This is a genomic window from Cognaticolwellia aestuarii (assembly GCF_002000025.1).
GTDB lineage: Bacteria > Pseudomonadota > Gammaproteobacteria > Enterobacterales > Alteromonadaceae > Cognaticolwellia > Cognaticolwellia aestuarii.
Window position 1 is genome coordinate 414,557 of the sequence record NZ_MUZV01000002.1, and the last position, 15,280, is coordinate 429,836.

General features: G+C 38.3%; 10 protein-coding genes and 1 pseudogene. 8 read left to right on the forward strand and 3 right to left on the reverse strand.

The features are described 5' to 3' along the window. The first annotated feature begins 263 nt into the window (after positions 1-263). A complete protein-coding gene (locus tag B0169_RS05085) occupies positions 264-2,612 on the forward strand; it encodes a TonB-dependent receptor (RefSeq protein WP_077284860.1) in 2,349 nt (782 codons plus the stop codon). 14 nt (positions 2,613-2,626) lie between these two features. Next, a complete protein-coding gene (locus B0169_RS05090) occupies positions 2,627-3,307 on the forward strand; it encodes a Fe2+-dependent dioxygenase (protein ID WP_077284861.1) in 681 nt (226 codons plus the stop codon). A 10-nt stretch (positions 3,308-3,317) separates the two neighbouring features. Here B0169_RS05090 and B0169_RS05095 read toward each other — a convergent pair whose 3' ends face one another. From B0169_RS05095 to B0169_RS05105, 3 genes and pseudogenes are all read right to left on the reverse strand, one after another. Further along, positions 3,318-3,617 carry a hypothetical protein gene (locus B0169_RS05095; RefSeq protein WP_077284862.1) on the reverse strand — a complete coding sequence of 100 codons (300 nt, stop codon included), beginning with the start codon at positions 3,615-3,617 and terminating at the stop codon, positions 3,318-3,320. A gap of 166 nt (positions 3,618-3,783) precedes the next feature. Continuing rightward, positions 3,784-4,122, reverse strand: a pseudogene (locus B0169_RS05100) (IS3 family transposase); the annotation flags it as partial. Between the two features lie 285 nt (positions 4,123-4,407). Beyond that, positions 4,408-5,286: an AraC family transcriptional regulator gene (locus B0169_RS05105; protein WP_077284864.1), complete on the reverse strand. Its 879-nt coding sequence runs from the start codon at positions 5,284-5,286 to the stop codon at positions 4,408-4,410. Between the two features lie 265 nt (positions 5,287-5,551). Between B0169_RS05105 and B0169_RS05110 the strand changes: the two genes are divergently transcribed. The 6 genes from B0169_RS05110 (at position 5,552) to gmhB (ending at position 14,678) form a co-directional block, all read left to right on the forward strand. Then, positions 5,552-8,932, forward strand: a complete 3,381-nt coding sequence (locus B0169_RS05110) for a methylmalonyl-CoA mutase family protein (RefSeq protein WP_077284865.1) — start codon at positions 5,552-5,554, stop codon at positions 8,930-8,932. An 11-nt stretch (positions 8,933-8,943) separates the two neighbouring features. Beyond that, a complete protein-coding gene (locus B0169_RS05115; RefSeq protein WP_077284866.1) occupies positions 8,944-10,737 on the forward strand; it encodes an acyl-CoA dehydrogenase C-terminal domain-containing protein in 1,794 nt (597 codons plus the stop codon). A 202-nt stretch (positions 10,738-10,939) separates the two neighbouring features. Next, positions 10,940-11,953, forward strand: a complete 1,014-nt coding sequence (locus B0169_RS05120) for an oxidoreductase (RefSeq protein WP_077284867.1) — start codon at positions 10,940-10,942, stop codon at positions 11,951-11,953. Positions 11,954-12,076: 123 nt separating this feature from the next. After that, positions 12,077-13,204: an enoyl-CoA hydratase/isomerase family protein gene (locus tag B0169_RS05125; protein ID WP_077284868.1), complete on the forward strand. Its 1,128-nt coding sequence runs from the start codon at positions 12,077-12,079 to the stop codon at positions 13,202-13,204. A 67-nt stretch (positions 13,205-13,271) separates the two neighbouring features. Further along, positions 13,272-14,033 carry an SDR family oxidoreductase gene (locus tag B0169_RS05130; RefSeq protein WP_077284869.1) on the forward strand — a complete coding sequence of 254 codons (762 nt, stop codon included), beginning with the start codon at positions 13,272-13,274 and terminating at the stop codon, positions 14,031-14,033. Positions 14,034-14,129: 96 nt separating this feature from the next. Then, on the forward strand, positions 14,130-14,678 hold the full coding sequence (gene gmhB, locus B0169_RS05135; protein ID WP_077284870.1) for a D-glycero-beta-D-manno-heptose 1,7-bisphosphate 7-phosphatase: 549 nt from the start codon (positions 14,130-14,132) through the stop codon (positions 14,676-14,678). The last annotated feature ends 602 nt before the right edge of the window (positions 14,679-15,280 follow it).

Genomic DNA, 15,280 nt, shown 5'->3' on the forward strand with positions numbered 1-15,280 from the left:
AAATTTAATGTTTAATATTAAACCAATCTATTAATGTACTATAATTTTTGTAGTACATATACTTGTTGCTTTCCCTAATATTTACTTACTCTATTTGTTTTTTATATTTTTCTTGTGCCTTTATGTTGCGCATATTTATGCACTCATGACATTAGCCTTGATAACACAAGTGTAAATGAAATCTATTATCGTTTGCATTCACCTTTGTGTTTGGATATTATTTGCTCCTTCAATAATTAAGGCTTTAGTCTAAAAGTAAAAACATGAAATCTCACATCAAATCTCATCATAAAAATAAAATGACATTGGGTGCGCAAGCTGTCGCTGCTGCGTTAGTATTTAGCAGCACGCAGGTGTATGCAGAAACCAATGTGGAAAACTGCGAAAAAGATAATGGCGCGAAATGCGAAGCGAAAAATATTAATGCATCTGATGAAGCGATAGAGCTAATTAAAGTTCATGGTGTAAAAACGTCAGTATATTTACATGATGAATCTGGTGACTTACGTCGAACCATGCCACTTGTAGATACACCGCAAATAATCACAGTATTAACACAAGATCAATTATTAGAATCAGGTAAAACCGATCTTAAAGATATTTTATCTGCACAAGCAGGTATCACATTAGGTACAGGTGAAAACGGTAATGCTTTTGGTGACCGTTACATTATCCGTGGTCACGAAGCACGTAGTGATGTTTTTGTTGATGGTTTACGAGATCCAGGTATGAGTACTCGTGAAAGTTTCGCCACTGAACGTGTTGAAATTACAAAAGGTCCGAGCTCTACATTTGCTGGCCGTGGTTCTTCAGGTGGTGCAGTCAATAGCATCACTAAAAAAGCATCGGTAAATTATCATTTTGGTCGTGTTGATGCAGGTTTAGGTACTGATGAATATCAACGTGTAACATTAGATTATAACTTGCCACTTTCTGAAAACACGGCTGTGCGAATTAATGCCTTAACGTCAGATAAAGACAAGCCTGATCGTGAAGATGCCTCTAGCAAACGAAATGGTGTTCAATTATCTGGCGTTTATTTGCCATCAAATAAGTTATCTTTCACAGCTGATGGCTATTATTTAGATGCTAAAGATGTGCCTGATTTGGGAAGTTATTTTAATCGTGATACTCGCGAACCTGTTGATGATATTCCTGTTTATGCGCAAGAAGCAGACTTTTTAAAGTCAGAAGTAAAAACTTTTACGTTACGCACAGAATATGAAGTAAATGATAATGTCACACTTTATAATGCGACACGATACGGTGAAACCAAAAATGGTTATATCACTACAGGTGCAAGTGCTAGTACGCGTGATGTAAGTGATCTTGATGGTCCTGGTGCCAGTACCGTATCGTTAAGTACTCATAATGGTTATCAAGATGTTCACTATGCGAGCACCCAATTCAATTTGTTTTTAAATACAGAGTTATTTGGTTTAGAGAACAACTTTGTTTTTGGTTTTGAGTACACTGACGAAAGCGTTAAAAACGGTACTTATAAAATTGCTAATACTAATCCATACAACTGTACGTTGCCTCCAGGAAGAAGAAACCCAGAGCCTTCAGGAGGACATTGTATCGTTGATGGCGCGGGTGACTATATAAGTAATATTGATCAATTGATGGGTAGAACTTATGAGCGTGATGGACTGGATTCAATCAATGATATTGAAACTGTTTCATTTTACATGATTGATACTGTTCATTTAACCGATCAGCTTGATGTTTATTATGGCTTCAGAGCTGACAATTTTGATTTTGATAGTGACGTGATAAGAGGTGGGGTGGTTACACCTTATGCTTATTCTGACACTATGTATAACGGTAATGTTGGTTTAATTTACGACTTTTCTGAAGATGTTAATATTTATGCTAACTACAGTACAGCAACCAACATTAACGGCGGTGAGTCTGACTTAGGCGCAAGTTGTGGTTATGGTGGTATTTGTGGTGATCCAACACAAGTTACGGCTTCAGATCCTGAACGTGTAGAAAACATAGAAATTGGCACTAAAGTGATGCTTGATAATAGCTTTCTACTTTCTGCCTCTATTTTCCAAATTACCAAATCTGACGTCATGGAAAGTGTTGGTAATGATGACTACGCCACTTTAGGTACGCTAAATACAGGTGAAAACCGTGTTAAAGGTATTGAAATTGGCTTAGTGGGTAATATTACAGATGCATTAAGTGTACAATTTTCTGCAACGGCAATGGATTCTGAAGTTACCGACTCTATTAATGAAAGTAACATTGGCTTAGTGTTAAGTAATTTTGCTGAAAAGAGTGTTTACTTGCAGTTAAGATATGAAATTAACGAGTCGTTTGTTGTTGGTGGTGATTATGCGTATCAAAGTGAAATGTATGCTGGCCAACCCGATACAGCCGCTGGTTATGATAGTGCAAATAATCGATACAGTATTGTTGTGCCTAGCTACCAAGTTGTTAACTTTTTTGCTAATTATTATGCGACCGATGACTTATCTTTTAGATTAAACATAGGTAATGCTTTTGACGAAACTTACTATACTGCGGCTTACCGTTCAGGAGCTTTCATGTATATGGGTAATGCAACAAGCACCAAATTAACAGCAACATACGAATTTTAATATAGAGAAAAAACATGATTGTTATTGATAAAATCTTATCAACTGAAGAAGTTAACGCTTATCGTAACGTATTAGCTGATGCCCCATGGGGTGATGGTGCTAACACGGCAATGGGTATGGCTGCGTCAGTAAAAAATAACAATCAAGCTGATGCCAATAATGACAGTGTGCGTCAATTAGCTAACCAGCTATTGGCGCGTATTGGCGAAACACCAAAATTGGTATCAGCTGCTTTACCTCATAAAATATTTCCACCTTGTTTTAATCGTTACAATGAAGCACAAGCGTACGGTTTCCATGTAGATGCTGCTGTAATGAGAATACCTAATACAGCAGAAGTCATTCGAAGTGATATATCAATGACCACGTTTTTAAGTGAGCCTGAAGAATACGAAGGCGGGGAATTAATTATTTCTACTGAATTTGGTCAACAGTCGATAAAGTTACCTGCAGGCTATGCTGTTGTTTACCCTTCAAGTAGCTTACACAAGGTTAACGCGGTTACTAATGGCCAGCGCGTAGCAGCAATTACTTGGATGCAAAGCATGATTACGGATGTGAGCATGCGTCAAAACTTATATCAGTTAGATCAAAGCATACAAAATTTGATTAAAGAAAATAAAACCTCTCGTACTGAAATGGACAATTTACACAATGTTTACCATAACTTGATTCGAAAGTTTGCCCAGCTTTAATCAGCTTTGGCTAAATATTGAAAGCAAAACTCAACAACACGCGTTTACCCGACTCAATTTTTGAAACACTGTGTTCATACTTATCGGGACGAAATAAATAAACTCTGTTAAACAGGTTTATAATGCAATTTGAACATTTGAACACGCCACCCGCTTTAGGCTGAACCAAAACAAAGTTTAATTTGTAATAACGGCCTTTTTGCACGGGATCACTGTGCTGCATAACACTGTGGTTAGTAGGGTAGGTGACATAATTGATAGAAAAAATTCTACTACTGACAATTGCTTTGTTTGTTACTCTTTCGGCCATATCTAATCCATTACTTTACGAGTATTAAGCGTCGCTTAACGCATCTCAAGTTAATTGTATTGGTGTAGCTTAGTTAAATACTCGCGTGAATACTGTAATGAAATGTTCTCGTTAGTCTGAATTTTTCGACAATGATTACTTGATAGACTGGACTTCCCAGATTTCACTAGACAGTTTGTAGTTCAGAAAAATACGCTTCCTCAAATTTAGCAGGTGAAACACCGCCTGTATGTGAGTGACGTTTTTTAGGATTGTAAAACATTTCTATAAAATTAAATATCTCTGCTTTCGCATCATTGCGTGTTGAGTAAATCTTCCGTTTAATTATCCGCTTTTTAATTGTTGCAAAAAAGCTTTCAGCTACGGCATTATCATGACAATTTCCTGCTCGGCTCATTGACGGAACAAGGTTGTGCTCTTTCATAAACGCTAAGTAATCAACACTGCCATATTGACTACCTTGATCACTGTGTACCACCACCTCAGCTTTGGGTTGACGCTGATAAAACCTGCGGGGTCAGGTTCGTTGAAATGTCAACAATGTTGTTTACCTCATTGGCGTCTGATATTTTGAATTCACTTAAGTCTTATTTGTCGGCTCACTTGTAGTTAGGTAAGACTATGGTAATGTCCGCTAACGTATCTAAGCTGTCCTTTTTGACCTAAGTTTCATGTTGGTTTAAATAGTTTATGGTGGCACTGGTCGTAGGTATTTTTCTATTTAGGCTAAGCCAACGCTATAGTAAACTTAGCGTTGTAATAAGTACCTTTATGCTTAGTTGTATCTATTTTATGAACTATGACGAGAGTCTCGGTATTGCTTAGGTGACATGCCTACTGTTTTTTTAAATAGTCGTGAAAAATAGTAAGGATCGCTATAGCCCAGTTCTTCACCAATTTGTTTTATCGGGGCAAGGCTGCTGTCTAAGCGGATACAGGCTTGCTGGATCTTCATACCAATAAAGTGTTGTATTGGTGAGGTATCTGTTAATTCTTTAAACTTCTTAGCAAAATGAAATTTAGACAGCTGACTGTAGTGCGCTAGGGTGTCTAAGTTTAAGTCTTGATGCAAATTATTGCGCATTAAGGTCTCAACTGCTTCTAAGTCAAAGCTTGAGTTACCTTTAAAAGCACTGAGCCGTAATTGCAAAGCCAAAAAACTTAATGATTGCTGTAAAACATGCACAGCATGAATCACATTAGTCGCGGTATAGCCACGTTGACCTAATTCGAGCAGTAAGTCGAAATCAGCAATGATGTTATTGAGAATCCCCACATGAGCGATACCATCATCCATCTTCATTAATAAGCGCTCTGCGAAGTCTTTTGCTAACGAGCCAGTGAAGTTTATCCAGTAGGCCTGATGACCACTTTGTTTTTTCGCTTGATAATAAAAGTCTTGTCCTGGTGAAATAATAACAATATCGCCACGTTTAATAGTGCTTATCTTCTGGTTTATGGTTAAAGTGGCATGACCAGATTGACAATAAAACAATACATGTTGCTCGCCTCCACTTTGCGTAACCTTAAAACTATCTTCTCGTTTAGAATGCCCTAAAGATAGCGCATACAGCCCTTTAGTTAATGGGTGTTTTTGCAGTTTTTTAACCAAAAATATAGGCATGATAAGACGAATGATATGTGCGTTGTTGGCAGAGCTATTTACCATTGATTGAATCCTTGCCTATGTTTTTATATATAACAATATAATCCATCAATATAACAATAAAATCAATGTTCATTACTTTTCTAGTGTGTTTTAATTTTCTCATTAAGTTTCTATTATCCATTTTCGCATCTAAAACTAGCGTATTAGTACTTAATAGTTTGTGAAGATGAAGATAATTATTGCTAGGTTATGTAGCTGTTTTTTTACATTGTGATATTAAGCAGGCTGATACATAAGCGATTTTGACAAAATAAGAGAGTTTGCGATGAATACCGAAAGATATCAGTTAAAAAATAAGATCCGTATTGTTACGGCAGCATCTTTATTTGATGGCCATGATGCGGCTATCAACATTATGCGTCGAATTTTACAATCAAGCGGTGCAGAGGTCATTCATCTTGGTCATGACCGCAGTGTTGAAGAAGTTGTTAATACCGCTATTCAAGAAGACGCTAATGCCATTGCCATGACTTCATACCAAGGTGGCCACAATGAATACTTTAAATATATGTATGACCTACTAAAAGAGCGTGGTTGTGAGCATATTCGTATTGTTGGTGGTGGCGGTGGTGTAATACTGCCTGAAGAAATCAAAATGTTACAAGATTACGGTATTACTCGCATTTACTCACCTGATGACGGTCGCTCTCTAGGTTTATTAGGCATGATTGATGACATGCTTGAGCGTTGTGATTTTAAAACCGGCGTTAATGTTAAAAAAGATGATGTTGCCAGCTTAAAGAAAAATGATAAGCAAGCAATTGCCCGTTTAATTTCTGCAGCAGAAAATGCGCCAGAAGAAAACAAAGCGGCCTTAGATAAAATTCGAAAAATAGCCGCTACAGCAACGACTCCTGTGTTAGGTATAACAGGTACGGGTGGTGCGGGTAAATCATCATTAGTTGATGAATTGATCCGTCGCTTTTTAATGGCATCACAAGACAGTAAAATTGCCATTGTTTCTGTAGATCCGTCTAAACGTAAAACCGGTGGTGCATTACTTGGCGATCGTATTCGAATGAATGCGGTAAATAATGACCGTGTTTATATGCGCTCTTTGGCTACTCGCCAATCAAACCTAGCGTTATCGGTTTATGTTAACGACACCCTCGATATTTTAAAAGCGACAGACTTCGATCTGATCATTTTAGAAACTTCAGGTATTGGTCAATCTGACACTGAAATAGAAGAGCACTCAGATGTTTCTTTATATGTGATGACACCTGAATACGGTGCTGCTACTCAGCTAGAAAAAATCGACATGCTTGATTTTGCTGACATCATTGCTTTAAACAAGTTTGATAAGCGTGGTGCACTTGACGCCTTGCGAGATGTGAAAAAACAATACAAACGTAACCGTGGTATGTTTGAAGCAGGTGATGACGAAGTACCTGTATACGGCACTATTGCTTCACAATTTAATGACCGAGGTATGACCGAGCTATACAACGCGGTTATTACTGAGCTAAATTCAAAGTCAGGTTTGATTGTTGGTGACGTTTTATCGATTGAAGGCACACTTGCTAATAAGAGTAGTGTTATTCCAGGTAGTCGTATTCGTTACTTATCTGAAATATCAGAAAATAACCGTGGTTATGATGCTTGGGTAGAGAAGCAAGCTCAAGTTGCGCAAAAGCTTTACGGTATTCATAAGTCAATTGAAACGGTGAAGGAAACTGACTCAGATAATTCAGCGCAATTGATTTCACAACTGCAAGCCTTATATACAGAAGTTGAATTAGATTTAGATCCAAAAAATAAACTCTTGCTTGAAGAGTGGCAGACCAAAGTACAGCGATATAAAGATCCAGAGTTTAAATTTAAAGTTCGTAACAAAGAACTGTCAATTCAAACGCATTCAAAATCCTTATCAGGCTCAGATATTCCAAAAATTAGTATGCCGAAATACCAAGGTTGGGGCGATATCTTAAAATGGAGTCTGCAAGAAAATGTGCCTGGAGAGTTCCCTTACACTGCGGGCTTGTTCCCATTCAAACGTGAAGGTGAAGACCCAACACGTATGTTTGCTGGTGAAGGTGGCCCAGAGCGAACTAACCGTCGTTTTCATTATGTTTCTAAAGGTATGCCAGCGAAACGTTTATCAACCGCATTTGACTCTGTAACCTTATATGGTAACGATCCTGCGATTCGTCCTGATATTTACGGTAAAATTGGTAACGCTGGTGTTTCAATTTGCTGTTTGGATGATGCGAAAAAATTGTATTCAGGGTTTGATTTAGCGCATGCAATGACATCAGTATCAATGACTATTAATGGTCCAGCTCCTATGTTGCTAGGCTTTTTCTTAAACGCTGCAATTGATCAACAGTGTGAACGTTACATCACAGAACAAGGTCTAGAAAAAGAAACCCAGGCTTTAATTAAGAAAATTTACCAAGAAAAGGGTTGTGAGCGTCCAAGTTACCAAGGCGAATTACCTGAAGGTAATGACGGTTTAGGTTTAATGTTGCTAGGTGTTACCGGTGATCAAGTATTGCCAGCACCTATTTACCAAGAAATTAAGGCGAAAACATTAACCTTAGTACGCGGTACGGTACAAGCGGATATTCTTAAAGAAGACCAAGCGCAGAATACGTGTATTTTCTCTACTGAGTTTGCCTTACGTTTAATGGGGGATGTTCAAGAATACTTCATTGAAAAAGGAGTACGTAACTTCTATTCAGTCTCAATTTCTGGTTACCATATTGCTGAAGCAGGCGCAAACCCGATAACGCAGTTAGCATTAACCTTAGCGAATGGTTTTACTTTTGTTGAGTACTACTTAAGCCGTGGTATGGATATTAATGAGTTTGGTCCAAACTTATCGTTTTTCTTCTCAAATGGTATAGACCCAGAGTATGCTGTTATTGGCCGTGTTGCTCGTCGTATTTGGTCAAAAGCGATGAAGAATAAATACGGTGCTAATGCCCGCGCACAAATGTTGAAGTATCACATTCAAACATCAGGCCGTTCATTGCATGCACAAGAGATTGACTTCAACGATATTCGTACAACACTGCAAGCGCTTTACGCTATTAATGATAACTGTAACTCTTTGCACACTAATGCTTATGATGAGGCTATCACTACACCAACCGAAGATAGTGTCCGTCGTGCAATGGCAATTCAATTAATTATTAACCGTGAATTAGGTTTGTCGAAAAATGAAAACCCAATTCAAGGTGCTTTCATTATTGAAGAGCTGACAGACCTAGTTGAAGAAGCGGTATTAACTGAATTTGACCGTATTAATGAACGTGGCGGTGTACTTGGCGCGATGGAAACTATGTATCAACGCGGTAAAATTCAAGAAGAAAGCTTACATTATGAACACTTAAAACATTCAGGTGAGTTCCCTATTATTGGTGTAAATACTTTCTTAAGCTCTAAAGGCTCACCAACGGTTGTCCCTGATGAAGTTATTCGTGCGACAGAAGAAGAGAAAAACTACCAAATCGAAATGTTAGCAAGCTTACAAAAAGCCAATGCAGCCGAAGTAAAAGTATTATTGCAAAAGCTGCAAACTGCGGCGATTAATCACGACAACATTTTCGAACTAATGATGGATGCTTGTAAAGTCTGTTCATTAGGACAAATTGTGAGTTCATTATTTGATGCCGGCGGTCAATACCGTCGCAATATGTAGGTGGAAGCAAAATGAGTAATTACCAAGCACCAATGCGTGATATGCAGTTCTTATTACATGAAGTATTCAACGCAGAGCAATTATGGCAACGTATGCCTGCGGTAGCTGAATTAATTGACAAAGACACCGCTGATGCCATTTTATCAGAAGGTGCTAAGCTGACTTCTGAAGTGATCGCCCCTCTAAATCGTAATAGCGATGAACAAGGTGCTACTTGGACCAACGGTGATGTAACTACGCCAGATGGTTTTGATAAGGCTTATCAGCTTTATTGTGACGGTGGCTGGGGAGGATTAAGTGGTGATCCTGAGCATGGCGGCATGGGAATGCCAAAAATGTTGCAATCGTTTGTCGAAGAAATGACGCAATCTGCATCTATTTCATTTGCGCTGTACCCTATGTTAACAGCTGGCGCTAGTTTAGCGCTGTCTGCGCATGCTTCAACAGAAATGAAGCAAACTTACCTGGAAAATATGTATTCAGGTAAGTGGGCTGGCACCATGTGCTTAACGGAGCCTCATGCTGGTAGTGACTTAGGCATAATGACAGCTAAAGCTGAGCCCCTTGATGATGGCAGTTTTGCTTTATCTGGCACTAAGATATTTATTACTGGCGGCGAGCAAGATTTAACCGAGAATATTATACACTTAGTGTTGGCTAAAATACCGGGCGCACCAGAAGGGCCGCGTGGTATTTCTATGTTTGTCGTACCTAAATTCTTGTTAAATGACGATGGCAGCTTAGGTGCTCGAAATCCCGTTACTTGTGGTTCAATCGAGCACAAAATGGGCATCAAAGGCTCTGCAACTTGTGTCATGAACTTTGATAGTGCGAAAGGCTTTTTAGTCGGTGAAGAAAACAAAGGCTTAAACTACATGTTCACTATGATGAACTATGAACGTTTAGGGATGGGCATTCAAGGTGTAGGTGCGGCCGAAAGTTCTTATCAGCAAGCAGCAGAATATGCCATTGAACGTATACAAGGGCGCAGTGCTACGGGTGTAAAATCAGCAGATAAAAAAGCAGATTCACTTATTGTGCACCCAGATGTTCGTAAAATGCTATTAACGATGCGCGCTTTTAATGAAGGTGGTCGTTGTTTCTCAACTTATGTTGCTAAACAGCTTGATATTGTTAAATTTTCTGATGATGACAATGAAAAAAAACAAGCCGAGCAACTCGTTGCATTGTTAACACCTGTAGCTAAAGCATTTATGACCGATATGGCCTATGAAAGTTGTAATCTAGGGCAAATGGTTTTTGGTGGTCATGGTTATGTACGTGAATGGGGTCAAGAGCAACTAGTTCGTGATGTACGTATTGCGCAAATCTACGAAGGCACTAACGGGATCCAAGCGCTTGATTTATTGGGTCGGAAAGTCGTTGCTAACCAGGGTAAATTTCTTGAGTTATATTTCACAGAAATAAGCAACTTCATCGAAAATAATGCTGAACAACAAGCATTAGCTGCTTTTACTAAACCATTGGCAAGTGCTTTACAGAAATTAAAGGCGATTACTCAGTTAATTATTACGCTACAAAGTGATGATAAAGATATGGTGGGTGCATCTGCAACCGACTACCTAGCAGCTTTTGGTTTGTTAAGTTATGCCTACATGTGGGCAATGATGGCAGAAAAGTCATCTGACCAAGCCGATGAAAATTTTTATCAAGCTAAGTTGTATGTTGGTGAATTTTTTATTGCACGATTATTGCCACGAATCGATGGACATATTCTTGCTATTGAAGCAGGTAGTAAAAGCTTAATGGCTATGCCTGAAGGGCTGTTTAATTATAATCACTGATTAATCGACTTATGCTTAAAGCAGAGTCCTTAAGTGTGACTGTGCTTTAAGCATAGCTATAAAAGCATTAACGATTGTATTAATGAACTATGTTGAGCAATGTGGTTATGTCGACGCCAGTGCAAGCTTTTACCAAGTTAGAATTAGCTCATCTGTGTAAACAGCTTACTGAGCGGCTAAACAAATAATAAAGGGGTGTATTATGTTGTCAGTTCCGGAAAAATTTACTGCCTTTCGTATTCATAAAAATGACAAAACAATTACCAGTGGTTTTGAGCAAATTAGTCTTAATGACTTAACTGCTGGCGAAGTTGTGATCAAAGTTGCTTATTCAGACATTAATTATAAAGATGCATTGGCAGCAACAGGTAAAGGACGCATTTTACGTACATACCCTTTAGTGGCTGGTATTGATTTATCAGGTGTTGTGGTCAGCTCAGAAGACACCCGTTTTACTACCGGTGATAAAGTTTTAGTTTGTGGCGCACAACTCTCTGAGCTTTATGATGGTGGCTATAGCGAATTCGCCCGTGTTAAGGCTGATTCTGTGGTTAATTTACCTAACGGTATGAGTTTACGTGATGTGATGGCATTAGGTACTGCGGGTTATACTGCCGCGCTAGCGATACAGCGTATGGAAGATAACGGCCAAATTCCAGAGCGTGGACCTATTGTGGTTACTGGCGCTACAGGTGGTGTCGGTAGCTTTGCTATCAATATGTTGAGTAATATCGGTTATGAAGTGATTGCCTATACTGGTAAAACAGAACAAGAGCCTTACTTAAAAGCGTTAGGGGCAGTTGAGCTTATCAATCGCAATGATATTGAAATGGGCACCAAACCGCTTGAAAACGCACAATGGGGCGGGGCAGTTGATAATGTTGGTGGTGAGACCTTAGCTTGGTTAACTCGCACAACTAATGTCTGGGGCAATATTGCTTCTATCGGTCTTGCTGGTGGTTTCAAACTTGAATCGACTGTCATGCCATTTATTTTGCGCGGTGTTAGTTTGCTTGGTATTAACTCGGTTGAAATGCCATTGTCGGTTAGGGCAACAGCATGGCAGCGTTTAGCGAGTGATTTAAAACCTAGTCAATTAGCACTTATTGCGCCAACAACAATTAAATTTTCTGATTTACCAAATGCATTTGACGCCTATGTTAATGGCACGGTAACCGGCAGAACGGTTGTTGAAATTGACGCAAGCTTAGCTTAATACAATGTGAGCAATCTAGTGTCATAAAATGGTTATACCGATTGTTATTAAATTTACGATAAAAGCGGCTATAAAAACCCAAGCAAGTAATCATATAAAAATTACCTAAGAAGAGCGTGAACTATGTCTGTTGTATTATTTAAAGAGTTAGTGACTAACAATGATAAAAAAATAGCGATAGCTGAATTAAATTCGCCAAAATCTCTAAATGCATTAAGTTTAGAAATGATGACGTTATTAATCACGCAATTAACACTTTGGCAAGATGACGACGATGTTGTTTTAGTCATATTACAAGGTGCTGGTGATAAAGCATTTTGTGCTGGTGGCGATGTCGTTAGTTTATATCATGCGTTAACAGAGCAACGTAAAACGGTGCAGCCAAATGAAGAATTTGTTGTGCTTGATGAAACAACCATTCGTGATAACTTAGCGTATGAGTTTTTTACCAAAGAATACTATTTAGACCAATTTATTCATGAATACAGTAAACCCGTTATGGTTTGGGGTGATGGTTATGTTATTGGCGGAGGAATTGGCTTATTCTCTGGTGCAAGTCATCGAGTAGTCACTGAAAAAACATTATTAGCTATGCCAGAAATTACCATTGGCTTATATCCAGATGTTGGGGCAAGTTGGTTTCTGAACAAAACGCCATCTAATATTGGTTTATTTTTGGGATTAACCGGTGCTATTTTTAATGCTGCTGATGCAAAGTATATTGGTTTAGCTGACGCGTTAGTCAATAGCACAGATCAACAAGCAATTATTGATCGTTTAATCACGGTGCAGTGGCAAGATAATGAAAAAAATCCGGCGTTATTATCAGAAGTTTTAACTGAGTTTTCTGCAAACAGCGAAACTGAACTCGCTTCAAACGTTAAAAGTAATGAAGCGCTTATCTCAAGGCTAACTGCTTATAATAATTGTGCTGATATTCATCACGCCATTATCAATGAAGAATTTGATGATAAGTGGCTGCAAAGTGCACAAAAGAAATTAAAAAACGGTAGTCCTTTATCTGCAGCACTGATTTATCAGCAATTAACATCGAGTAAAGACTTTACGTTAGCGGAATGTTTTGCCAGTGAATTGAACTTGAGCTTACGCTGTTGTCAATATCCTGAATTTTCAGAGGGCGTTCGCGCATTACTGGTTGATAAAGACAAATCACCTAATTGGCGCTATGAAAACATAAACAACGTTCCTGAAGAAACGGTTGATTGGTTCTTCACACCGTTTACCTCATAATTAACACACGTGCGTGATTCCACTTTAACGGAACTGCGCCGAAAAATTGAATATTAAAGGAAAAAAAATGAATTTGAATGATAAAACAATTGTTGTTACGGGTGGTGGCCAAGGTTTAGGTCGTGCTATGGCATTAAACTTAGCAAAATCTGGTGCTAAGTTAGCCTTGATTGATCTCAATGAAGAACAACTACAAACAACGGTTGCTTTAATTGAAGAAGCAGGTTCACAAGCAAAGTACTACTTAGCGAATGTGACGAATGAAAGCGAAGTAGAAGCGACGTTTGCAAAAATTAATGACGACTTCTCAGGTATCGATGGCTTGATCAATAATGCTGGTATTTTACGTGATGGCATGTTTGTTAAAGCGAAAGACGGTGTTGTTAGTAAAAAAATGTCATTAGATCAATTTCAATCAGTCATTGATGTCAATTTAACTGGCGTGTTTTTGTGTGGCAGAGAAGCTGCAGTTCACATGATCGAAGGTAAACGCAAAGGCGTTATCATCAATATGTCGTCAATTGCCCGTGGTGGTAATATGGGGCAAACGAATTATGCCGCATCGAAAGCGGGTGTCGTTGCAATGACAGTTACATGGGCAAGAGAGCTGGGTCGTCACGGTATTCGTGTTGGTGCAATTGCTCCTGGTGTTATTCGCACGGCAATGACAGATGCAATGAAACCTGAAATGCGTCAACGCTTAGAAAGCATGAAGCCGGTTGGGCGTTTAGGTGAAGCGGATGAAATTGCTCATACCGTTAACTATATTCTTGAAAATGAGTTTTTCACCGGCCGAGTAGTAGAAATTGACGGTGGTCTTTGCATGTAAGTTTGAGCATGCTTACAGTAAATGCAATGAAAGACGAGATTTTCTCGTCTTTTGTTCATATACGCAGCGCTAAATTTGAGAGTTAAGAAGAGTTAAATGAATAAAGCACTATTTTTAGATAGAGATGGCATCATCAATGTTGACCATGGCTATGTACATAAAATTGAAGATTTTGAATTTGTTGATGGTATTTTCGATTTATGTCGATTAGCCGTATCTAAAGGTTATCAAATTTTTGTCATTACCAATCAGGCAGGTATTGCTAGAGGCTATTACGACAAAGTCACCTTTGAGACATTATCTAACTGGATGGTCGATGTTTTTAATGATCAGGGAATAACGGTTAGTAAAGTGTATTATTGTCCTCATCACCCTTCAAAAGGGGTAAATGAATTTGTTATGCCCTGTAATTGTCGAAAACCTGAACCTGGAATGATCATACAAGCACAACAAGAGTTTTCTCTTGACCTAACTGAAAGTATTTTTATTGGTGATAAACCTTCAGATATGCAAGCGGCAAGTAATGCAGGTATTAAAACTAGAATTTTAATTGATAGCCGCTATACTAATGAGCCACATAAAGTGCAACTTTCAGACATTATTAAGCTTGATGCGTTAAATCAAGCGAGTAATTACCTAAAGTAGTGTTGATTTATCAGCGTATTGTTCAATAAAAAAGCAAACAAACCACTTTTATCAATTTAATTGCAATTAGCGGTTGACGTGGGGCGATAAATCTCTAAAATGCGCTCCACTTCTTCGGGACAAGCCGAAGAGGCGGTTTTAATAAGTTATCGTACGCAGTTTAGGCTGATTTGATTAACTTAACGTTTTAAAGATAGGTTTTAAATATTCTGAAAAGAAAGTTTAAAAACTTTCAAAAAAACGTTGACATTAAAACCTGAGAGCGTATTATACGCCTCCTGCTTCGGGGCTACAGCAACGAAGTCAAGTAAATAACGAATGAGATTATTTACTACTTATCTTAACGATAAGTTTCTTTAACAATTAGTTATCATGCAATTTGTGTGGACACTCACATTAACGTTGATTTTACATAGTTACCTATTTCCTCGGAAAGAACGTAACAAAAAAACAGCTTAATATGATGTCACACAAAAATAAGTATCATTTAGGCCTTCGGGTTTAAATATACGTTTTATGTAGTTTTTATCTTCTTTAGTCGGATAGATAGAAACACGACAGAATTCATTGAGCAGCATCACTTGTTGATGCACAAACGATTT